Source organism: Dickeya parazeae Ech586, assembly GCF_000025065.1.
Classification (GTDB): Bacteria; Pseudomonadota; Gammaproteobacteria; order Enterobacterales; family Enterobacteriaceae; genus Dickeya; species Dickeya zeae.
In genome coordinates, this window is record NC_013592.1 from 3338326 (window position 1) to 3361599 (window position 23274).

Annotated in this window: 20 protein-coding genes; 10 read left to right on the top strand and 10 right to left on the bottom strand. The window is 55.3% G+C overall.

Translation table 11 applies throughout. The features are described from left to right. Positions 1–12 precede the first annotated feature (12 nt). From DD586_RS14610 to DD586_RS14620, 3 genes are all read right to left on the bottom strand, one after another. Positions 13–870: a transporter substrate-binding domain-containing protein gene (locus DD586_RS14610; RefSeq protein ID WP_012885602.1), complete on the bottom strand. Its 858-nt coding sequence runs from the start codon at positions 868–870 to the stop codon at positions 13–15. A gap of 275 nt (positions 871–1145) precedes the next feature. Continuing rightward, positions 1146–1694: a HutD/Ves family protein gene (locus DD586_RS14615; protein WP_012885603.1), complete on the bottom strand. Its 549-nt coding sequence runs from the start codon at positions 1692–1694 to the stop codon at positions 1146–1148. After that, on the bottom strand, positions 1694–3058 hold the full coding sequence (locus DD586_RS14620) for a formimidoylglutamate deiminase (RefSeq protein ID WP_012885604.1): 1365 nt from the start codon (positions 3056–3058) through the stop codon (positions 1694–1696). Before DD586_RS14620 ends, DD586_RS14615 begins: the two co-directional genes overlap by 1 nt. 230 nt (positions 3059–3288) lie before the next feature. Here DD586_RS14620 and hutI point away from each other — a divergent pair, with 230 nt between their 5' ends. Further along, entirely contained in the window at positions 3289–4503 is a 1215-nt protein-coding gene (hutI, locus tag DD586_RS14625) for an imidazolonepropionase (RefSeq protein WP_012885605.1), read from the top strand. Further along, positions 4500–5300 carry an N-formylglutamate deformylase gene (hutG, locus tag DD586_RS14630; protein WP_012885606.1) on the top strand — a complete coding sequence of 267 codons (801 nt, stop codon included), beginning with the start codon at positions 4500–4502 and terminating at the stop codon, positions 5298–5300. Before hutI ends, hutG begins: the two co-directional genes overlap by 4 nt. A gap of 11 nt (positions 5301–5311) precedes the next feature. Here the strand turns inward: hutG and DD586_RS14635 are convergent, their stop codons facing one another. After that, the gene (locus tag DD586_RS14635; protein WP_012885607.1) at positions 5312–7276 is read right to left on the bottom strand and encodes a methyl-accepting chemotaxis protein; all 1965 of its coding nucleotides are present in this window, start codon (positions 7274–7276) and stop codon (positions 5312–5314) included. 460 nt (positions 7277–7736) lie between these two features. Between DD586_RS14635 and folD the strand changes: the two genes are divergently transcribed. Both folD and ybcJ read left to right on the top strand, forming a co-directional pair. Then, on the top strand, positions 7737–8606 hold the full coding sequence (gene folD / locus DD586_RS14640; protein WP_012885608.1) for a bifunctional methylenetetrahydrofolate dehydrogenase/methenyltetrahydrofolate cyclohydrolase FolD: 870 nt from the start codon (positions 7737–7739) through the stop codon (positions 8604–8606). Positions 8607–8611: 5 nt separating this feature from the next. Then, positions 8612–8824, top strand: a complete 213-nt coding sequence (ybcJ, locus tag DD586_RS14645) for a ribosome-associated protein YbcJ (RefSeq protein ID WP_012885609.1) — start codon at positions 8612–8614, stop codon at positions 8822–8824. A 130-nt stretch (positions 8825–8954) separates the two neighbouring features. On the opposite strand, the gene cysS is transcribed toward ybcJ, so the two are convergent. Continuing rightward, on the bottom strand, positions 8955–10340 hold the full coding sequence (gene cysS / locus DD586_RS14650) for a cysteine--tRNA ligase (RefSeq protein WP_012885610.1): 1386 nt from the start codon (positions 10338–10340) through the stop codon (positions 8955–8957). 250 nt (positions 10341–10590) lie between these two features. Then, positions 10591–11013 carry a DoxX family protein gene (locus tag DD586_RS14655; RefSeq protein WP_012885611.1) on the bottom strand — a complete coding sequence of 141 codons (423 nt, stop codon included), beginning with the start codon at positions 11011–11013 and terminating at the stop codon, positions 10591–10593. A gap of 338 nt (positions 11014–11351) precedes the next feature. On the opposite strand from DD586_RS14655, the gene ppiB reads away from it, so the two are divergent. From ppiB to DD586_RS14685, 6 genes are all read left to right on the top strand, one after another. Next, positions 11352–11846, top strand: coding sequence for a peptidylprolyl isomerase B (ppiB, locus tag DD586_RS14660; protein WP_012885612.1), 495 nt, complete (start codon positions 11352–11354; stop codon positions 11844–11846). Positions 11847–11856: 10 nt separating this feature from the next. Beyond that, a complete protein-coding gene (lpxH, locus tag DD586_RS14665; protein ID WP_012885613.1) occupies positions 11857–12579 on the top strand; it encodes a UDP-2,3-diacylglucosamine diphosphatase in 723 nt (240 codons plus the stop codon). A 222-nt stretch (positions 12580–12801) separates the two neighbouring features. Beyond that, positions 12802–13311 carry a 5-(carboxyamino)imidazole ribonucleotide mutase gene (gene purE, locus DD586_RS14670; RefSeq protein WP_012885614.1) on the top strand — a complete coding sequence of 170 codons (510 nt, stop codon included), beginning with the start codon at positions 12802–12804 and terminating at the stop codon, positions 13309–13311. Then, entirely contained in the window at positions 13308–14378 is a 1071-nt protein-coding gene (gene purK, locus DD586_RS14675; protein ID WP_012885615.1) for a 5-(carboxyamino)imidazole ribonucleotide synthase, read from the top strand. The genes purE and purK overlap by 4 nt, the downstream gene beginning before the upstream one ends. Positions 14379–14929: 551 nt before the next feature. Next, positions 14930–16213, top strand: coding sequence for an HAAAP family serine/threonine permease (locus DD586_RS14680; RefSeq protein WP_012885616.1), 1284 nt, complete (start codon positions 14930–14932; stop codon positions 16211–16213). Positions 16214–16274: 61 nt separating this feature from the next. After that, positions 16275–17645, top strand: a complete 1371-nt coding sequence (locus tag DD586_RS14685) for an L-serine ammonia-lyase (protein WP_012885617.1) — start codon at positions 16275–16277, stop codon at positions 17643–17645. A 294-nt stretch (positions 17646–17939) separates the two neighbouring features. On the opposite strand, the gene DD586_RS14690 is transcribed toward DD586_RS14685, so the two are convergent. The 4 genes from DD586_RS14690 to DD586_RS14705 all read right to left on the bottom strand — a co-directional run bounded on the left by DD586_RS14690 (position 17940) and on the right by DD586_RS14705 (position 23236). Further along, complete coding sequence (locus DD586_RS14690) at positions 17940–18380, bottom strand: helix-turn-helix domain-containing protein (protein WP_016943354.1); 441 nt, start codon at positions 18378–18380, stop codon at positions 17940–17942. 193 nt (positions 18381–18573) lie between these two features. Then, positions 18574–19389 (bottom strand): phosphate ABC transporter ATP-binding protein PstB, encoded by an 816-nt coding sequence (gene pstB / locus DD586_RS14695; RefSeq protein ID WP_012885619.1) that lies wholly within the window; start codon positions 19387–19389, stop codon positions 18574–18576. A 17-nt stretch (positions 19390–19406) separates the two neighbouring features. Next, positions 19407–21053, bottom strand: a complete 1647-nt coding sequence (gene pstA, locus DD586_RS14700; protein ID WP_012885620.1) for a phosphate ABC transporter permease PstA — start codon at positions 21051–21053, stop codon at positions 19407–19409. After that, entirely contained in the window at positions 21050–23236 is a 2187-nt protein-coding gene (locus tag DD586_RS14705) for an ABC transporter permease subunit (protein WP_012885621.1), read from the bottom strand. Before DD586_RS14705 ends, pstA begins: the two co-directional genes overlap by 4 nt. Between the last annotated feature and the right edge of the window lie 38 nt (positions 23237–23274).

A 23274-nucleotide genomic window follows, 5' to 3' on the forward strand; every position in this document is an offset into this window, starting at 1 on the left:
TTTCCTTAACTCTTAGGGGGTGACGTCTGTTTTGAACCACTTCTCGCTGAGCGTTTTTACCGTTCCATCCGCCAGCGCGGTTTTAATAGCGGCATCAAATTTTGCCTTCAGTTCCGGGTCGCTCTTGCGAAAGCCCAACGCTTCGCCCTCTCCCCAAATAGGCCCAGCCAGTTGCGGGCCACCTAACGTCAGGTTGCTATTTTCCGGCTTGCTGAGGATGGAATTGGCGAAGGTGACATCGTCGAACACAGCATCAATGCGCCCTGCCTGCAAATCCAGAATGGCATCAGCGGATGCGGTGTATTCACGCACGGTGGCGACATCCCGGAAGTAGGTGTCGATAAAAGGCGTATAGACAGTGCCGGAAGCGATGCCGATGGTTTTGCCTTTTAGCGCGCTGCGCAGACCCGCTATCGCCGGTTTAATCTGCTCAGGATCATTCGTCAGCTTAATCATTGCCTTATCCGCTTCAACCGGCAGCGCCAGTTTACCTTTGACGGTAATAAAACTGGCCGGGGTGGACGCATAGGGAACAGAAAAATCCACCACCTGCTTACGCTCTGGGGTAATCACGATGGCATCCATCATCACATCGAACTTGCCAGCCTGCAGACCCGCTATCATGCCGTCCCAGTTTTGCACCACCAGCTTGCACTGGATGTTCATTCGCTGGCACAGGATAGTCATCAACTCTGGTTCAAATCCGCCCAATTTGCCGCCGGGCAAGGTCAGATTCCAGGGTTCATAACTGCCTTCCGTTGCGATAGTCACCGACCTCCACTCTTTGGCCTGCGCACCTGCGCAAAAGACAGCCGACACGCTGACTACACATAAGGCAATCACAGACTGAACCAGCTTGCTCTTTTTCATGTCTTCCCCCTGGTGTTTACGCTTCAAAGTAATTACATGTATATACAACACCAAATAAGCAGCAAGATTCGGGCCATGATTTCAGTCGATGGGTAAATTCGGGTGGATAATGTCGGGCAACCCCGCCCGGCAGCGGCGAACAGGAAGTCGCGATAAGCGGAGAAACACATTCGCGGGAGGTATCGCACACTTGCAAGTTGCACCGTGCATTTACAGCTTGCACCACATAATGGCGGTGCCTAATGATTGTGCATCAGGACGATGCACAGAGCAGATTATCGTGCGTGAATCGTGGCAAGAAGTAAGACAGCATTGTCGTCATCGGGTGTCCAGCACACTCCCGATGACCGCCACCATACCCCCTCCCCGGCAGCCAGTCGGTGTGTGTTCGCACACCAGTGGCCTGCCAGTACATAGGCGATGCCGTCGGTAACTGGCGTTTGCACCGTCGCCCCCTTGATGACCGAAACGTCTGCCCGGTAACCACATCTTTCCACCATAATATTGAAGTCCAGACTGACGTCGCCACACAGCCGTGCGGTGATAGCCTGTTCGCCGGTAAAGGCAAACGGCTGATGCAGCGTCAGCCGGTGTTGCCAGCCCTCACCGCACAGGTCCACCCCCTCCCCGGACAACAGCGTGATCACCCGATCGACACCGGGGAAACGGGAAAAATCACCGTCTTTCTCGATGGTGGCGATACTGGCTCGCCAGGCAAAATCCCCATCGGGCTGATCAGAGGCTATCCGGCAAATCTCACGGGTGTCACCACCGCCGTTTTTCCAGCGGCTGACCGCCAGCCTATCCAGACTGAATTTGTGCATCACAGCACCGCCTGTAATGTTTTCATGACGTCGATAAACCGGGCGTCGGCTTCGTCGTCCAGCGCATGCCGCCCATCTTCGATAACCAGCTTACCCGCCACCCACACCTCCTGGATCTGCTGACGTCCACCCGCAAACAGCCAGCGGTTGAGCACGCTGTCGTCAGCCACCGCACTCAGCAACGCGTCTTCACGCAACACCAGCCAGTCGGCGCGCCAGCCTTCGCTTAATTCGCCGACCGGCACCCGGCAGGCCTGGGCACCGCCCTGCAATGCCTGAGCGTATAACAGGCTGCCGACCGCCGGTTGCTGCACAGTGACCACCCGGTTACGGCGGCGATCACGCAGCCGCTGCCCGTATTCCAGCCAGCGTAGCTCTTCCACCACATTCAACGACACATGGCTATCAGAACCGATGCCCCAGCGCCCTCCCGCGGCCACATAGCGGTCAAGCGGGAAAATACCGTCACCGAGATTGGCTTCAGTGGTGGGGCACAGCCCTGCCACTGCCAGGCTGTCGGCCAGTCGACTCAGTTCCCAGTCATCCAAATGGGTGGCATGCACCAGACACCAGCGGGCATCGACCGCAAACCGATTAAACAACCACTGTACCGGGCGTTCTGCGCTCCAGTTCAGGCAATCCTCCACTTCTTTTTGCTGCTCGGCGATATGGATATGTACCGGCAGGCTACTGTCAGTGGCTTCCAGCACATCCTCCATCTGATTCTGACTGACCGCCCGTAACGAATGAAAACACAACCCGTGATTGAGCAACGGATAAGGCTGAACCAGCGAGGCCAGCGTTTCCTGCTGGCGCAGGTAATGGTCTACATCCTGAATAAAACGAGCCTGCCCCGGCTGCGGCAGTTGTGCGCCGAAGCCGCTGTAGCGGTAGAGCACCGGCAGCATGGTTTGACCGATGCCGACCTGCTGCGCCGCCGCCAGCAGATGGCGCAGCATGTCATGCTGGCGGTAGGGTTTACCGTGCGGGTCATGGTGCAAATAATGAAACTCCGCCACCTGGCTGTAGCCGCCCTTGAGCATATCGATATACAACCGGGTGGCGATCGCCCCCACCTGTTCCGGTGTCAGGTGCGACACCATGCGATACATCAGGTCGCGCCAGGTCCAGAAACTGTCCTGCGGATGACCCGCCACTTCCGCCAGCCCGGCCATCGCACGTTGAAAAGCATGTGAATGCAGGTTAACCATCGTCGGCAGCACGATGCCGCTTAGCCGCTGCGCGCCTTCTGGCTCCGCCTGCGGCGTAACGGATTGCAGATACCCCTGTTCATCCACTTCCAGACGCACATGGCGCGCCATTCCCTGTGGCAGTAACGCTCGTTCGGCAAAATAAACGGACATAGCAAGATCCTGTCGGTGATTGTCATCAGTAACATTGTATAGACATATCTATACACCAAAGTTGGCGACGTGGGATATAAGGCTTTTTTATTCCGCCATCAACGCGGGTTCACTGCCGGTACTGTGACGGAGAAAGTGAATAAGAAATTCCTATTCCGTCACAGCTTGCTGAAATGCTGTGGTGGCGTATAACTTGTCTATACAAGATTATAACAGCAAGGGAATACACGATGACGATACCGTGCGACAGCCTGTGGCTGGGTGCTGATCTGGTCACCCTGCGTGGCGGCCGCTATCACGTGATTGAAGATGGAGCGCTGGCCGTCACCGCCGGGCGCATCGTCTGGCTGGGTGCACGGCATGCATTGCCCGATTTCGCGCCGTCGCAGGTCACCGATTTCGGTGGCGGCATCATTACACCCGGTTTGATCGACTGCCATACCCATCTGGTGTTTGGCGGTGATCGCAGCGGTGAATTCGAACAACGCCTCAATGGCGTCAGCTATGCCGATATCGCCGCTGCCGGCGGTGGCATTCTTTCTACCGTCAATGCCACCCGCAAGGCGAGCCACGATAGCCTGCTCACCTCGGCACTGGCCCGTTTAAGACCTTTACTGGCCGAAGGGGTGACGACGATTGAGATCAAATCCGGTTATGGGTTAGCGCTAGACAGTGAGCTGAAAATGCTGCGGGTGATCCGTGAATTGGGGCGACAACAGCCGGTGCAGGTTGTTTCCACCTGTCTGGCCGCCCACGCCATTCCCCCCGAATACCGGCAGCAGCCGGAGGCGTGGCTCGATCTGGTCTGCCAGGAGCTGCTACCCACGGTGGTCAGCGAAGGATTGGCCGATGCCGTTGATGCCTTCTGCGAACACCTGGCGTTCAGCCCGGCGCAGGTCGAACGTGTGTTTCAGGCCGCTCAGGCGCTTCACCTGCCGGTGAAACTGCATGCCGAGCAACTGTCATCGCTACACGGCAGTGCGCTAGCCGCTCGCTTTCAGGCGCTGTCCGCCGATCATCTGGAATACGCCACCGAACAGGATGTCGCGGCGATGGCCGCCGCGGGCACGACCGCGGTGCTGTTGCCCGGTGCCTATTACCTGCTGCGCGAAACACAATGCCCGCCGATCGAACTGTTTCGCCGCTACGGTGTACCGATGGCTATCGCCAGCGACTGCAACCCTGGCACCTCGCCCGCGTTGTCACTGCGGCTGATGCTCAACATGGCCTGCACCTTGTTCCGATTAACACCAGAAGAGGCACTGACTGGCGTCACCTTACACGCGGCCCGCGCTCTGGGGCTGGAACAGAGTCACGGTTCGCTGGAAGCCGGTAAAGTGGCCGATTTTGTCCACTGGCCGCTGGCGCGTCCGGCAGAACTGGTTTACTGGTTGGGCGGTCAACTGCCCTGCACAACGATTTTTCGAGGAGAACACCGTCCATGACGCCATTTACCTTGATGGAGGGCGACAGCCCGCTGTTGCTCAGCATTCCCCATGCGGGTACCGATCTTACGCCGGAAGTAGCGGACCGGCTCACGCCTGCCGCTCGCCCGCTATCAGATACCGACTGGCATATTCCGCAGTTGTACGATTTTGCCCACGGGCTCGGTGCCAGCGTACTGGCGGCTAACTACTCACGTTTTGTTATCGACCTGAACCGCCCGGCCGACGACCAGCCACTGTATACCACCGCCACCACCGGCCTGTTCCCCGATATTTTGTTCGATGGCACGCCAGCATTTGCTCCCGGCAATGCGCCGTCTGACGCCGATCGTGCCCGCTATCTGCGCGATATCTGGCATCCTTATCACCAGCAGATCCAACAGCAGCTGGCACGCATCAAACAGCGCCACGGTTACGCGTTGCTATTCGATGCGCACTCTATTGCGTCGCGTATTCCACGCTTGTTTGATGGACAATTGCCAGACCTGAACCTGGGCACCAACGGCGGCCTGAGCTGCGCACCGGCTATTGAGTCAGCGGTGCTGGAGACATGCCACTCACAACAGCGCTGGAGTTGGGTTATGAACGGTCGTTTCCGTGGCGGCTACATCACCCGGGCTTACGGCCAGCCAGAACAACACCAACACGCGATGCAACTGGAGCTGGCGCAGTGTAACTACATGAGTGAGCAGGCTCCTTTCGCCTGGCAACCGGACAAGGCGCAGGCATTACAGCCGATGTTGGAACGCATCGTTCGCACCTTCATGGACGCGGCGGCCAGACAGTATCATCGCTGACCGCCGGTGTATTAACGAGGCAGGCCGATTCTTGTGCTGGCGACAGCATTGTTATTATCAGCGTCGTTATCAGCGACGACAAAGCGATCGACCGTTTCTTTCATGTCACTGGCCTGCCTGTCGAGCAACTGGCTGGCCGTGGCCGCTTCCGATACCAGCACCGCATTCTGCTGGGTCACTTGTTCCAGTTGATTCAGTGCCAGATGCACCTGATCCACACCAAGCGACTGCTCCCGCGCCGCCGTGGCGATATCGCTGACAAAATCCCGCACCTGAGACGTACTGGCCATGATCTGTTTCATGGTCTCACTGCTGCGAGCAACCAGCGTCACACCGGCATGCACCTGCTCAATGCTGGCTGAGATCAAATCCCGGATACGTTGCGATTCACTCGCACTGCGCTGGGCCAGATTGCGCACTTCCGTCGCTACCACGGCAAATCCGCGCCCTTGCTCACCCGCTCTGGCCGCCTCTACCGACGCGTTCAGCGCCAGCAAGTTGGTCTGAAACGCGATGGCGTCGATGGCGGCGGTGATTTGCGACATCTGCTCACTGGATTGCCGGATTTGCGTCATCGCATCACTGGCCTGCATGGTGACGAGATCGGCTGCACTGATCTGCGCTTCCATCGTCGTCATCAGCCCGGACGCCTGACCGGCGTAATCCGCCGTCTGCTTCACCGCAATGGCTATCTGCTCCATGCTGCTGGCGGTTTCCACCAGCGAGGCCGCTTGTTCGTCCGTTCGCTGCGCCAAATCCTGATTACCCTGCGCGATTTCGGTACTGGCGCGCTCCACCAGTTGTGCGCCCTGCTTAATGGTGCTCACCACCATCTCGATGTTTTCCAGCGACCGGTTGTACGCCTGATTCAATTGCGACAGCTCATCTTTACCCGGCACAGCCAAACGACAGGTCAGATCGTTACCCATTTCATCAATGGTTTTCAGTGTGGAGGTCAACTGCTGGTACACGTTGCGCGCCACCAGCACCGCCAGTAATAGCGCCAACACCACCGCCGCCACCGCACCGCCAAGATAACCATAGCCGCTTATCCGTGCCTGAGATTCCAGTCGATTCGCCCAGTTCAGCAATTCAGCAGAAGCGGCGTCCTCCACCACTTTTAATCGATCGATACGCTGGGTTTGCTGGCTAAACCACTCGTTAGCATCGATACCGAATCCACCGGTAGCGGCTTTAGCAAAGGCAGTATCACGCATTTTCAGCGCGGTTTGCGCCGCGGCATCGCTTAGCGAACTCTGCAATTGCTGCCTGAGCGCCGGTTCCGCGAACTGATTAAACGCTGTGGTGTAAGCATTCTCCATACCGACTAACTGGCTGAAACGCTCGTATTGCCCCGGAGCAAAGCGATCCACTGCAAACACTTCGGACAACAATGCCCGCATGATGCCGGCCTGTTCTTTAATATTCAGCAAGTTGTAATACGCCGCAACCCGGCTAACCAACCCACCTTCGGTAACCAGGTGGCTCATGTCGCCGACCAACGCGATAAGGTCGCTGACACTGGCGGTGTACCACCCGACAACTTGCGTGGTGGGCAGAGAGAAACCATCAACCTGGGAACGCAGTGAGGACAATGTTTGCAAGCGCTCTTGCAGGCGGCTTAGCCGCTGTGCAATATCACCAGCAGAGCCAGATAACACCAGCGCAGACCGGCTTTCCCACAACGCCGCCAGTGCTTTATCCGTTTCGCCTCGCTGCTCGCGTAACGGGTCGGCAAATTTCTGCCCCTTGCTGCCAATGTAGCCTGAACTCATACCGCGTTCGCGTTGCAGGGCGTGTGCCGCATTGCCCGCTCGCTGCGCCAGTGTCAGTAACTGGGCAAACTGCACCATATCCTGCTCAGTATGACGCCGATCCAGTACGCCGTTAGTGGCGAACCACAACAGCGCAATCAGTAATGGCGTCAGCGCCAGCGCGAACTTGTAACGGATAGAAAGCGAGGATAATCGCAGCATAAATGTCCCCCGAATGGCCCTCAAAAAACACCAGAGATAATCAATCGACTGATACTCACTTCATCGTCAATCATTGTAGAAACTTTATTTACATTAAAGGGATATGTTTGACAAAAAACAAAAAAATCAGTAATACCGAGTTCTTATCGCCCCATTCCCTGCCACACCGTATTGAAAAACCCAACAACAGTTTAAAACGATTAACACATTTTGGCGTCCGGCAGGCTAACACAGGGTGGCAGCTCGTCGCAGTGAGAAACGCTGCCATTACTCCCTACAGGGATGAAGAATTACCCCTTATGAGGTATTCGCATGACAGGTATTGTTACTCTGCGGTAACAGTATGCAGAGATAAATACCGTGCTATCACAATTAATCCACACACAACGCCTGACAGTCTGCGGCGCTTCTGCCAAAATAGGCGCATCCCCCCGTAGTGAAAATGATGGATTTTCTGTACATGGTTGCAAAAATTATTGATGGTAAAACGATTGCGCAGCAGGTGAAGGACGAAGTCGCCGTGCGCGTGAAACAACGACTGGCTGAAGGTAAACGCGCACCGGGGTTAGCCGTCGTGCTGGTAGGTGATAACCCTGCCTCGCAGATTTACGTCGCCAGCAAGCGCAAAGTGTGTGAGGAAGTGGGTTTCGTTTCCCGCTCCTACGACTTGCCTGCCACCACCACCGAACCGGAACTGCTGGCGCTGATCGACGAACTGAATGCCGATACCGCCATTGATGGTATTCTGGTGCAATTACCGTTACCGGCTGGCATTGACAACACCAAGGTGATTGAACGTATTGCCGCCGACAAAGATGTGGATGGCTTCCACCCGTATAACGTCGGTCGGCTGTGCCAGCGCGCGCCGTTGCTGCGCCCTTGTACCCCACGCGGTATCGTCACGCTGCTGGAACGTTATGACATCAAGATGTTCGGCCTGAACGCCGTGGTGGTCGGCGCATCCAATATCGTCGGTCGCCCGATGAGCATGGAACTGCTGCTGGCGGGATGCACCACCACCGTCACCCACCGTTTCACCAAAGATTTACGTCATCACGTTGAACACGCTGATCTGCTGGTGGTCGCGGTCGGCAAACCAGGCTTTATTCCGGGTGAGTGGATCAAACCGGGCGCTATCGTTATCGATGTCGGCATTAACCGGCTGGAAAATGGCAAAGTCGTGGGCGATGTGAAGTTTGATGAAGCTGCCGAGCGCGCGGCGTATATCACTCCGGTACCGGGTGGCGTCGGGCCGATGACCGTTGCTACGCTCATCCAGAACACCTTGCAGGCTTGCGAGGAATACCACGACACTCCAGCACAGGCATAACCCTCATGAACGTATTCCATTTGGATAAACACCCGCACGTGGAACTGTGCGATTTACTGAAACTACAAGGCTGGAGCGAAAGCGGCGCCGCCGCCAAGCAGGTTATCGCCGACGGTGAAGTCACCGTCGACGGCCAGACCGAAACCCGCAAACGCTGCAAAATCGTTGCTGGTCAGGTAGTGAAATTTGGCAGCGAATCGGTAACCGTACAGGCATAATCGCTGGTTTTTAGTACCACCAGCAACAGTAAAGGCCCGCAAAACGGGCCTTACTTTTATACTGTGGGTTTTATACTGTGGTCGAAAACGTTTACTGTCTAGAACACTTCTGACTGTCTGACTGCCGCGATTATTTGCGGCGCCAGGTGGTACCTTGTGGGCCGTCCTCCAGCACGATGCCCATTTCCGTCAGCCGATTACGCGCCGCATCAGCCAGCGCCCAGTCTTTAGACTGACGAGCATCGTTACGCTGTTTGATCAGCGCTTCGATCTCTTGTACTTCACTGTCATCCGCCTGCGCACCGCTTTGCAGGAATAATTCCGGGTCATGCTCCAGTAAGCCCAGTACACCGGCCAACTGGCGCAACGCTGACGCCAGACCGCTGGCTGCCGCAGCATCATCCGCTTTCAGACGATTGACCTCGCGAGCCATATCGAACAACACCGAATAGGCTTCCGGCGTGTTGAAGTCGTCGTCCATCGCGTCGCGGAAACGGTGCTCGAACGCCTCACCGCCTGCCGCTGGTACCGACGCATCAGTGCCACGCAGCGCAGTGTACAGGCGCTCCAGTGACGCACGCGCCTGCTTTAAGTTCTCTTCCGTGTAGTTCAACTGACTGCGGTAATGACCAGAAATCAGAAAATAGCGAATAGTTTCAGCATCATAGTGAGACAACACATCACGAACGGTAAAGAAGTTATTCAAGGATTTGGACATTTTCTCCCGGTCTACCATGACCATGCCGGAGTGCATCCAGTAATTGACATAGTCGCCACCGTGCGCGCAGGTAGACTGGGCAATCTCGTTTTCATGGTGTGGGAACATCAGATCTGAGCCACCACCATGAATATCGAAATGCTCACCCAGTTGCTTGCAGTTCATCGCCGAGCACTCAATATGCCAGCCGGGACGACCATTGCCCCACGGCGACGGCCAGCTCGGCTCACCCGCCTTGGACATTTTCCACAACACGAAATCCATCGGGTTGCGTTTCACTTCGGTGATTTCCACCCGCGCACCGGCTTTGAGCTGCTCCAGGTCCTGGCGGGACAACACGCCATAGCCCGGTGCGGTATCCACTGAAAACATCACGTCGCCGTTATCCGCCACGTAGGCATGACGGCGGGCAATCAATTTTTCAACCAGTTCAATGATTTCCGCGATGTAATGCGTAGCACGAGGCTCTTCATCCGGGGAGAGGATATTCAGCGCGCGAAAATCGGTATGCATCTCATCGATCATACGGTTGGTGAGTTGCTCGATGGTTTCACCGTTTTCCGTCGCACGCCTGATGATCTTGTCGTCAATATCGGTGATATTGCGAACGTATTTAACGTCATATCCCAGATAGCGCAGGTAACGCGCCACCACGTCAAACGCCACGAAAGTACGCCCATGACCGATGTGACACAGGTCGTAAACAGTTATCCCGCACACATACATGCCAACTTTGCCAGCGTGAATGGGTTTGAATTCCTCTTTTTGACGACTCAGGGTATTAAAGATCTTTAGCATCAGGGCATTCCATGGTGTTCGCAGGAGATGTACATCGTTGTCTGCGGTACGCGTAATAAAGTCAGTTTTTATCCGGTTTTCGGACGTAGCTGCGTATTGAAACCTGAACCCTGCCCTATTGCAAGCGGGCGTACTTAATATTCGTCTTTCCCCGCCATTTCACATTTTGCTCAGGCTAAAACGCATAAACCCGGCGATATCGCCGGGTTTGTCTCGCTGCCAATGTAGACGAATATGCGCTATTGCATGCTTAGCGTAAGCGGGGGTTGCTCATTACGGAGTATTTACCACTGCCCAGCAGTGCAATGGCGATACCGGCAAAGAAGTAAACGGCAACGCCTTCTGCTCCCCAGGCACCGGTTTTTTCCAGCATGAACAGTGCTTCCGGCTCTGCCAGCAACAAAGCAACAATCATCGTGGAGGAGAAAATAAGCGCGGCAGGACGTGTCAAAATACCGAGGATCATCAGGATCGGCGTCACCACTTCGCCCATAAACACACCATAGGCGATAAAGCCCGGCAGACCATGAGCCGCCAGCATTCCCTGAATGGGGCCGACACCTCCGATCAGCTTATGAACGCCGTGGAACAGCATCAAAATACTGAATGACAGTCGCAGAACCAGCTTACCGAAATCCGGGTTGTCTAATAGCTGATTAATCCGGTCTAACATAATTTACCTACCTGTATGATTATTGAGTGAGCAACGTGTTAACGAGAGTGACTATCAACTACAACAAGAATAAATTTAGAAAGTAAAAAAACATATCAAAATGATACTAGTTATTGATTTAGCGCAAGAAAAATATATTTCAAATTAATTCACTTAATTTTACTTATGTTAATGAATTTATTTGAAATAGAATTCATCGCACGGTGCTCATTGTGCCGCCCACCACGCCCTGTGCTGACTCAGCCATTCACTTATGTTATAAGAGCGCTCTTGGCGGCTTGGCGCCTCGGTGAATATCTCTCATTATTCTGTGTATTATGGCTAAGTAAGGTTTATCTATGATTACGTTTCATACCAACCACGGCGATATCGTCATCAATACCTTCCCGGAAAAAGCGCCGGTTACCGTAGAAAACTTCCTGAACTACTGCCGCAGCGGTTTTTACAACAACACGATTTTTCACCGTGTGATCAACGGTTTCATGATCCAGGGTGGTGGTTTCGAACCCGGCATGAGCCAGAAAAGTACCAATGCGCCGATCAAAAACGAAGCGAACAACGGTCTGGCCAACAATCGTGGCACGTTGGCCATGGCCCGTACCAACGATCCGCATTCAGCAACCGCACAGTTCTTTATTAACGTCGTAGACAACGACTTCCTGAACTTCAAGTCTGAAACCGTGAATGGCTGGGGTTACTGCGTATTCGCTGAAGTGGCAGAAGGCATGGATGTGGTTGACAAGATCAAAGCCGTCTCTACCGGCCGCAGCGGTATGCATCAGGACGTACCGAAAGAAGACGTGATCGTCACTAGCGTAACCGTTAGCGAGTAACGCCCGCGGTATGTCGACGCTGTTTATTAGCGATCTGCATTTGAGCGAACAGGAACCGGCGATCACCGCCGGTTTTCTGCGTTTTCTGCAAGAAGACGCCCCCAACGCCGACGCACTCTACATCCTCGGCGATCTGTTCGACGCCTGGATTGGCGATGACGACCCGGCCCCGTTGCACAAGATAGTCGCACAGGCGCTAAAGTCACTGACCGACAGTGGCGTGCCTTGCTATTTCGCACACGGCAACCGCGACTTTCTACTCGGCAGGCGTTTCGCTCACCAGAGCGGCCTGCACTTGCTCGCCACAGAAACCGTGCTTGACCTCTATGGCCGACGCACTCTGTTATTGCACGGCGATACCCTGTGCACCGACGATCACGCCTACCAAAATTTTCGTCGTAAAGTGCATAACCCGCTTATCCAGCGGCTTTTCCTGTGGTTGCCCTTGTCTTTTCGCCTGCGCATTGCGACACGTATGCGTGCTGCCAGCCAGAGAGCCAACCAGCATAAATCCATGACGATCATGGACGTCAATGCCGATGAAGTGATTAACCGTCTGCACTACCACCGTGCCACCCTGATGATCCATGGGCATACACACCGCCCGGCTATCCACGTTATCGATCAAGGCAGTGTAAAAGCTGAACGCGCGGTATTAGGTGCCTGGCATCAGGAAGGATCGTGGCTCCAGGTAACGGCGGATGACGTTCGTCTGAACTCGTTTCCATTGTAACGCCCCGTTTACACTGATTTTCCCTGTTAACGGCCCATTTCATCGCCACGCAACCGTTTTCCTCCCTTCTGGCTCATGGTATGCTCTACGCCCTCGCGGCCTGTGGCTCCGGTTTCAGGTCGCCGTTGCAGCGCGCAATGACCGTATCATTAACGTTCACTGTCATTGCACGTCATCAACATGAATTACTACCGCCATGCAAACCACAGGAGCATTACAGGCATGTCATCCAACGCTGCCCCGGCGAAAATCGCTATTGTTATGGGTTCAAAGAGTGACTGGGCTACCATGCAGTTTGCTGCAGAGATCCTCACTACACTGAATCTGCCTTATCACGTTGAAGTGGTCTCCGCGCACCGCACACCAGACAAACTGTTCAGCTTCGCCGAACAGGCGGACCAGAATGGCTTTGACGTTATTATCGCTGGCGCGGGCGGCGCTGCTCACCTGCCGGGAATGCTGGCAGCCAAAACGCTGGTGCCGGTGCTGGGCGTTCCGGTTCAGAGCGCTGCGCTAAGCGGCGTAGACAGCCTCTACTCTATTGTGCAGATGCCGCGCGGCATTCCTGTCGGCACGCTGGCTATCGGTAAAGCGGGCGCAGCTAACGCCGCGCTGCTGGCCGCCCAGATTCTGGCGCGTCACGATAGCGCACTGGCAACCCGTCTGGCGGCCTGGCGTCAGGCGCAAACCGATGAGGTACTGAACCATCCGGATCCGAGGGAAGAGGTATGAAACCGGTTTGCGTACTGGGTAACGGCCAATTAGGCCGTATGCTGCGTCAGGCTGGCGAGCCGCTTGGCATCGCTGTCTATCCTGTCGGGCTGGATGCAGAACCGGAATCCGTTCCGGTGCAACACAGTGTTATCACCGCCGAAATCGAACGATGGCCAGAAACGGCGCTGACCCGCCAGTTGGCGCAGCACGCCGCCTTCGTTAACCGTGATATCTTCCCGCGTCTGGCTGATCGCTACACCCAAAAGCAACTGCTGGATGAGCTGGGTCTGGCCACTGCGCCCTGGCAACTGCTGGCTTCAGCGCAAGAATGGCCAGCTGTCTTCGCCTCACTGGGCGAACTGGCGATTGTTAAACGCCGCGTCGGTGGCTATGACGGTCGGGGCCAGTGGCGTATCCGCACCGGCGAAGAGCACAGCCTGCCAGCCGACTGCTACGGTGAGTGTATTGTTGAGCAAGGCATCGCCTTTTCTGGCGAAGTTTCGCTGGTTGGTGCTCGCAGCGCGACTGGCGAATGCGTATTTTACCCCCTGACCCACAATCTGCACGAAGACGGTATTTTGCGTACCAGTGTCGCGTTGCCGACCCCACAGCCCCACCTGCAGCAGCAGGCGGAACAGATGCTGTCAGCTATCATGCATCGTCTCGGTTACGTGGGCGTGATGGCCATGGAGTGTTTTGTGGTAGGCGATCGCCTGCTGATCAACGAGCTAGCCCCACGGGTGCATAATAGCGGCCACTGGACGCAAAACGGTGCCTCCATCAGCCAGTTCGAACTGCATCTGCGCGCGATCCTCGCGTTGCCACTCCCCGCTCCGGTGGTTGCCAGCCCAGCGGTGATGGTCAATCTGATCGGCACTGATGTGAATATCGACTGGCTGGCGTTGCCGCTGGTACATCTGCACTGGTATGAAAAAGAGGTACGTCCGGGTCGTAAAGTCGGACACCTGAATCTCTCTCATCCCGATAACGCGCGGTTGAGCCAGACACTACAGGCATTAGCGCCCCTGCTGCCGGAGGCTTATCACTCTGGACTGGCGTGGGCACAACACCGGTTGGCTGATTAAGCAACCGGTGTCGACTACGGGTCAGCGGTGCATGCAGGTCAGTCATGACCCGCTGATACCCGTTTTGCTTGACGTTGCAGACAGGTTAGCTTTCTGACAACGGGAATATTTAGGGCGTCTCATCGCCGGTACGATTTTTACGTGACATTATGACGATTGGGTTTATTATCTTCAGCGCGAATAAAATAAATACTTTGTGTCAGCTATTTATTTCACTCACGGACATCCAGAAAGAGAAATATTTCCGCTTTATTATTCACCAATTCAAATCAATTAACGCATCAAAAAAGATACCTCCCAAAATAAATTATTTAACGCATCAATCCTGATATTTTATTTTTGAATAATTGGGGTTAAAATAATTGACCTTTATTCATTTGTGTGATCGCCTCACTATTATTTCACACTGGTCAGGATATAGAATGCCGCCACAATAAAAGGTTACCCCGATTCACATGATGTCTCGTGTGACACCTGCGAATTACCCCTGTATTGGCCTGTAGCCGGTACGGCATTTTTTTATACTCTGTGTTCACCAAGGAGAAACTCGCATGAGCACAATTCAAGACAGCAGTCAGGTACTGGAGAACGCTTCAGGCTGGCGTAAAAGCGATACCGTCTGGATGCTGGGCCTGTACGGCACGGCCATCGGCGCGGGCGTGCTGTTTTTGCCCATCAATGCCGGTATTGGCGGTTTGATTCCGTTGATTATCATGGCAATTATTGCTTTTCCGATGACCTATTTCTCTCACCGCGCATTATGCCGTTTTGTTTTATCCGGTAAAAAAGGTGGTGAAGATATTACCGAAGTCGTAGAAGAGCATTTTGGTACTGGTGCGGGAAAATTAATCACCCTGCTTTATTTCTTCGCTATTTATCCAATACTGCTGGTTTATAGTGTCGCTATTACCAATACCGTTGACAGCTTTATTACTCACCAGTTGCATTTACCTTCACCGCCGCGAGCGATTCTGTCTCTGATATTGATTTTGGGACTGATGTTTATCGTTCGCTTTGGCGAAGCGATGATCGTGAAAGCGATGAGCGTGCTGGTTTATCCGTTTGTGGCCGTATTAATGATGCTGGCGCTGTATTTAGTTCCGCACTGGAATACGACTGTTTTCCATAATATTTCCCTGACCAACAGCACCACAGGTAATGGCCTGCTGGCAACGCTGTGGCTGGCCATTCCGGTTATGGTATTTTCCTTCAACCACTCGCCGATTATTTCATCTTTTGCGGTATCCAAGCGCCGTGAATATGGCGATAACGCCGAGAGAAAATGCTCCCGTATCCTGGCTTGCAGCCACATCATGATGGTGCTGACCGTGATGTTCTTCGTATTCAGTTGCGTACTGGCACTCTCTCCGTCTGACCTGATGGAAGCGAAAGCTCAGAACATCTCGATCCTGTCCTATCTGGCTAACCACTTTAATAACCCGGTCATGGGCTATCTGGCACCGGTTATCGCCACTATCGCCATTTCCAAATCGTTCCTGGGTCACTACCTGGGTGCGGGTGAAGGCCTGAACGGCATGATGACAAAAATGCTGCGCAGCCGCGGTAAGACAGTTTCAACCGCCAAACTGAACCGCATCACTGCCCTGTTCATGCTGGTCACCACCTGGCTGGTCGCCACACTGAACCCGAGTATTCTGGGTATGATTGAAACCATGGGCGGCCCGGTTATCGCTTGTCTGCTGTTCCTGATGCCGATGTACGCTATCCGTAAAGTACCGGCAATGCGTCAGTACAGCGGCGCGCTGAGCAACGTGTTCGTCACCCTGCTGGGCCTGATTGCCATCACCGCCATCGTTTACACCCTGTTCGAGTAATTCCTCTGTCCCTCCCGACGCAGGCGGTGCTGCTGCCTGCGTCAGCTGAAAGGAACCCCCTATGGTCAGCGTATTTGATATTTTCAAAATTGGTATCGGCCCTTCCAGTTCGCATACCGTTGGCCCGATGAAAGCTGGCAACATGTTCACCGACGATCTGGTCAACCTGTCTCTGATTTCATCGGTTGACGCTATTATCGTTGATGTTTATGGCTCGCTGGCTCTGACCGGCAAGGGCCACCACACCGATATCGCCATCATTATGGGACTGGCGGGCAATTTGCCAGACAGCGTGGATATCGACGCGATCCCGGCTTTTATTCAGCAAGTACAGCACAGCGGCCGTCTGCCGTTGCTCAATGGGCGCTATGAGGTCAACTTCCCGCTGGACAGCGCACTGCGCTTCCAACCGGAGAACCTGCCGCTGCACGAAAACGGCATGACAATCCGTGCGCTCGATGCCAGCCAGAACGTGCTGTACAGCAAAACCTATTATTCGATCGGCGGCGGGTTTGTCGTTGATCAGGAACACTTCGGTCAACCTGTGACACAAGAAGAGCGCGCTCCCTGGCCGTTCTATTCCGCCCGACAACTGCTTCAGCATTGTCACGATAATTGCCTGTCGCTGTCAGCGGTGGTGATGAAAAATGAAATCGCCATGCACGGCCGTGATGCGCTGGAAACCTATTTCGCCAGTGTCTGGCAAACCATGCAAAACGCTATTCATCGCGGTATGAATACCGAGGGCGTACTTCCCGGCCCGCTGCGCGTGCCACGTCGTGCCTCGGCGTTACACCGGTTATTATTCACCAACGGACGTTTTTCCAATGACCCGATGGATGCCATGGATTGGGTCAACATGTTCGCGATGGCGGTATCAGAAGAGAACGCCGCAGGTGGCCGGGTAGTCACAGCACCGACCAATGGTGCGTGTGGCATTATTCCTGCCGTGTTGGCCTACTACGACCGATTCATTCAACCGGTAACGCCAGACACGTACCTGCGTTATTTCCTGGCCGCCGGGGCCATCGGCATTCTGTTTAAAATGAATGCGTCGATTTCCGGTGCAGAAGTCGGTTGTCAGGGAGAAGTGGGTGTTGCCTGTTCGATGGCAGCAGCCGGTTTGGCTGAACTGCTGGGTGCCAACCCAGAGCAGGTGTGCATCGCGGCGGAAATCGGTATGGAACACAATCTTGGACTGACCTGCGACCCGGTTGCCGGTCAGGTTCAGGTACCCTGCATTGAGCGTAACGCTATTGCATCTGTTAAAGCGATCAACGCCGCCCGCATGGCGATTCGTCGTTCCAGCGAACCTCGAGTTTCGCTGGATAAAGTGATTGAAACCATGTACGAAACCGGCAAAGACATGAACGCCAAATACCGCGAGACATCCCGTGGGGGCCTGGCGATTAAAGTGGTGCAATGTGAATAAACCCGTGGTGCGCCTGAGCGCGCACTTCGTTAGCAATTGGCCTCACTAGCAACAACCTTTACTAACACCAGTCGCCAACAACAGTACCCGCAGCATAACGCGCTGATACTTCCAGGGAACAATAAGCCACCGGGCTGATGCAACCACATCAGCCCGGTGTATTTTTAGTCATACTGTATTTTGGATAACACCATGTTTTCACTCGCCGCGTAGTCGAATATTACGGGTGTTGAGTATCACAGATGTTGAAAATCGGTACGTTAAGCGCCGCGCCCGCCGAGTAACGGTATGCTGTCAGGATGGTTTTTTCTCGTTGTCCGGCCAGGACCAGATCAGGTTGTTTTCTGCTGCGGACACATACCAGTCAAGTGCACTGGCGACGGGTTTCGGCATGGATTCCGCTGCTGCGACAGGGGCGGGCGTGTCAGTATTTTTCTTACGAATGCGTAGCGGCGCACGAGACTGCCCGCCATTTAACCGCGCATTGAAGTTCTCCACTTCGGTATCAAACAGCACCCCTTCCAGTTGATGCAGACGGTTCAACCCACGCAGTATCGCCAGCAGGCTGCTCAGGGTAATGGATTCCCCCATCTCTGCCCGTTTGATGGTCGCGATGCCAAGCCCGGCGCGCTCAGCCAGATCCACCTGGGATAACCGCTGCTGAATACGTGCGTCTTTTATACGTCGACACAGCTCGGTGATGATGTCACCTTCGCTCATGGTACTGAATCTCATAATGCCACTATCTGCCCCCACGCTAAGTTGCGCGCAGTTTATCATCACTCGCTGCAATCACAGCGATGGGCGAACAACTAAACGTCAGTTTCTCGATACAGGTCAATTTTTCATAAGAAAAAAGTATGGATGAGACAGTGCGCATAGCACACGCGGCGTTCACACCGCGTGCGATGAAATGCGATGAAAACAACTACCCGAAACGACCAGTAATGTAATCCTCAGTACGCCGCTCGGCCGGTGCGGTAAACAACGAGTCGGTTTCGTTGTACTCGATCAGCCGACCATGATGAATAAACGCCGTGTAATCAGACACCCTCGCCGCCTGCTGCATGTTATGCGTCACCAGCACCAGTGTGAAACGGCGCTTGAGCGCGCCAATCAGTTCTTCGATCACCAATGTCGAGATAGGATCGAGCGCCGATGTCGGCTCATCCAGCAATAGTACTTCCGGTTCGATGGCGATAGCACGGGCGATCACCAGCCGTTGCTGCTGACCGCTGGACAGCGTGAGCGCGTTGTCGCCGAGCCGGTCTTTCACTTCGTGCCACAATGCCGCCGCCCGTAGCGCGCTTTCCACCGACTCATCCAACAGACGTCGGTCTTTCACCCCCTGCAGGCGCAGGCCGTAAATCACGTTTTCATAGATGGATTTAGGAAAGGGATTGGGACGCTGAAAGACCATGCCGACCCGGCGGCGCAATGTCGAGACATCCAGCAACGGATCGTTGATGCACATGCCCTGCAAACGGATGTCGCCATCAATACGGCAGCTATCCATCAAATCGTTCATGCGGTTAAAACAGCGCAGCAAGGTAGATTTGCCGCAACCCGACGGCCCAATAAGCGCCGTCACACGGTTTTTCGGAATACGCAAAGAAATATCACACAGCGCTTGTTTATCGCCGTAATACAAATTCAGCCCGTCAACCGACAACGCGGTTTGTTCATCGGTTAACCGGTGGACGTCCATCACGGGGAGTCGCTCCAGTGGTTTAGGCATACCCATCACTATTCTCCCGCCACTTAGAGTGACATCGCTCGGTATTTTTCACGCAACACATGGCGAATGCCAATTGCCGCCAGATTCAACGCCACCACAATCAACACCAGCAGTAACGCGGTGGTATACACCAATGGGCGAGCCGCTTCCACATCCGGGCTTTGAAACGCCAGATCATAAATCTGGAACCCCAGGTGCATGAATTTCCGCTCCAGATGCAGATAAGGAAAGATATCGTCCACCGGCAGTACGGGTACCGATTTCACCACCCCCACCAGCATCAGTGGCGCGGTTTCACCTGCGGCTCGGGCCACCGCCAGAATCAGCCCGGTCATCATCGCGGGGACCGCCATCGGTAGCACCACACGCCACAGGGTTTCCGCCCGGGTCGCCCCCAGTGCCAGCGAGCCATGACGCACCGATACCGGAATGCGCGACAACCCCTCTTCCGTAGATACTATCACCACCGGCAACGTTAATAACGCCAGCGTCAGCGACGCCCACAGCAACCCCGGTGTACCGAAGGTCGGGTTCGGGAGTGACTCAGCGTAAAACAGACGATCCAGCGTACCGCCCACCAAATAAACAAAAAAGCCCAGTCCAAACACACCGTAGACGATGGATGGCACCCCGGCCAGATTCGCCACGGCAACCCGTACCCAACGGGTCAGGCTGGTGTTATCAGCGTATTCATGCAGATAAACCGCCGCCACCACCCCTAGCGGCATCACGATAACCGACATCAGAATAACCAGCAGCACGGTGCCGAAAATGGCGGGAAACAGCTGGCCGGGGCTACTGTCGTCAGGTTCAAACCGGCTTAACAGACTCCCTATTACCTGCAGCGTCTGGTGCGCCTTTTCACTGAAGGTCATCGCATTGGGGTACCACGCTCGCTCAATCATTTTGACCGGGATGGTATGCAGTTGCCCCTGCGCATCGCGTAGCAACACCGCCGTGCGGTTGATATCGGCATTGAACGCCATCAGTTGTTGATTAAGCGCACTGAAATGACGCTCCAGCGCGGTTCGCTCAGCACCCAGGCGTGCCTGTGCCTGCTCATTCAGCCGGTTTTCCCGACGCAGTTTTTCTTCCTGCAACCGCAGTGCGTCAAACTGCTGGTTCACCCGGCTCATCTCCCCCAGGCGCAGCGTCTGAGCATGCGTCATCAATTGATGCACCTGCGCAATCCGCTGCTGTAGTGTTGACGGCAGATTGTCGGACACCAATGGCTGCCCGTCTTCCGTCATACCATCAAGATAACCATACGCCATACCGTTGGTGGTGCGGCGCACCGCCAACACATCCGCTGGCTGGCTGGCATGGGTCACCGAGGTGGACAGCAATGTCTGGAAACTCTGGCCGTAAGACTCTCGCCACCCGGTTTTAAGCAGATAGCGCGTAGCACCTGATGTAGGCGCATTGACGACACCGGCATCCGTCAGTTGCTGATGGGTCAGCGGTTGTTCATCATAGCGCTCGCCGATCAACTGACGGGGATTGCCCTGCGCATCGTGCAGGTTAAACGACCATACCGGCTGCGGCCACAGGTAGCGCGCGCTCTGCCCGACCAGCAGCACGAATACCGCGACAATCGCAATCAGGCTGAACGTAATCGCAGACGCGGTTAGCCATACCCAAGGTGTTCCGGTGCGAAACCAACGCATCATGACAGTTTTCCCTCGTCGCGGTAACGGCGACGCAAACGCTGACGAATGATTTCCGCCAGCGAATTCACCACAAAGGTAAAGAGAAACAGCACCAACGCGGCTAAAAACAGCACCCGATAGTGCGCGCTGGACATTGCCGCTTCCGGCATTTCAATCGCGATATTCGCCGCCAGCGATCGCAACCCCTGAAACAAGCTGTTGTCCATCACCGGCGTATTACCGGTCGCCATCAGCACGATCATGGTTTCTCCCACCGCACGGCCAAAACTCAGCATCAGGGCAGCAAAAATGCCGGAACTGGCTGATGGCAGCACCACCCGCCACAAGGTTTGCCACGCGGTAGCCCCCAGAGCCAGCGACCCCTGACTCAGGCGAGCCGGTACGCTGAACAACGCATCCTCCGCCAGCGAAAAGATCAGCGGGATCAAGGCAAACCCCAGCGCGACACCCGCGACCAGCGTATTGCGCTGGCTAAAACGATCCCCCATCCATTGCCAAAGTGGTTGCCCCAGTAGACGTGAATCGAGCCACGGCCCCAACCAGCACGCCAGCGCGAGCATCAGCAACATCGCCGGTATTAATAGCAAGGCATCCCACCCAGCCGATACGCCACGTCGCCAGCGGGCGGGCAACTGTTCGAGCAACCACCCACATCCCAACACCGCCACACCCCATAGCAGCGGCAGCAACAGGATGGCGGTCAGGTACGTCGCCATACGGGGGGCCAGCCACAACGCGGCAATCAGGCCGATCACCACCGTCGGCAGCGCCCCCATGATTTCCATGGCAGGTTTGATCCAACGCCGTAGCGTCGGCGTCATGAAACAGGCGGTATAAATCGCTGCCGCCAGCGCCAACGGTGCCGCGAACAACATGGCATAGAGCGCCGCTTTGAACGTGCCGCTCAGTAACGGAACCAGACTGAATTTAGCCTGATAACTGTCGTCTGCGGCGGTCGGTTGCCAGACATAATCCGGTTCTGGATAGTTTTCATACCAGAGCTTTTGCCACAGCCCACGCCAGCCAATATCCGGATACGGATTATCGAGTTGGTACGGTCGCCAGTCCGTGTCCGTTTCCAGCAACAGTGCTCGCCCACGCGGGGAAAACGCCGCGATTCGGGCCTGTGGCGCCAGTAACGCGCTCATCAGCTCGCCGGATTGCTTACTGGCAAACAACGAGAAATGCCCTCGCGGGTCAAGGGTGGCAAAAACACGGCGGCGCGGCTCAACAATCAGATTCAGTTGCCGTCCATCGGTAGGGAAAATACGAATTTCACTCAAATGAGGCCCGGTTGCCGTCGGGGTATCAAACCATTGGCTGACCCGTCCATCAGCGGATTTGATCAGCAACGAATGCCCACCAGCCAGCAGCGATAACGACAGCGGTGCCGTTCCCGGCAAGGTGACCGTTTCACGGGCGGTAAGCACTTGCTCACGCAGTTGCCATACCGTCAGGCGGTTGCCACTCAAGGCATAGAGCTGCTGACCATCCGGCGATAACAGCAGTTGTTGCACAGGTTCGTCGGGTTGCACCTGCGACACCGGTTGCAGGTCCGCGAGCGTCAACATGTCTACTGGCGGGGTATCGAGCGACAGCGCATAAAGCTGCAAACGGTTCTCCGCGTCAATTAACGCCATCCACAACATATCGTCTGACTCGGCAATCGCCAGTTGTCGCAGCGGCTGCGTCGCCCCCGCCAGGCGAAGCGAATGCTCACCCAGCGGATAGCGCCATTGGGGTATACCGGCGCTGGACAACGGCAAATCCGGGCGGAGCACTCTCAGTGCCCCGTCAGCCTGCCCCAGCACCAGTAGTGGGTGCTCACCAGTACTGATCGCCGCCACGGCGACCGACGGCGCCACCGACACACTGGCGTTAACCTGCCCGCGCGCAAGATCGATAAACTCGCCGTTTCCCCCGGCATCAACCCGAAAAGCCCAGCGGCCGCTATCATTAATGCCAAGCGCCAGCGTCGGGTCATGGCTATCGACAGCTACAGGCTCCAACGGGCGAATTGACGCGGACGAAAACAGCGGGATCACCACATACAGCAGATAAAAAAAGATCGTCAGCAACGCCAGCAGTACCAGCCATCCACTGCCCACCACAATCCGGCGCGTCAGCCGGTCGATGAACGCCCGCTGCCTGTCCCGATACGCTAAATTGCCTGAGTCTGCCATGTGTCGCCGTTGTTCCTGCTGTGTCGAAAATATGACCA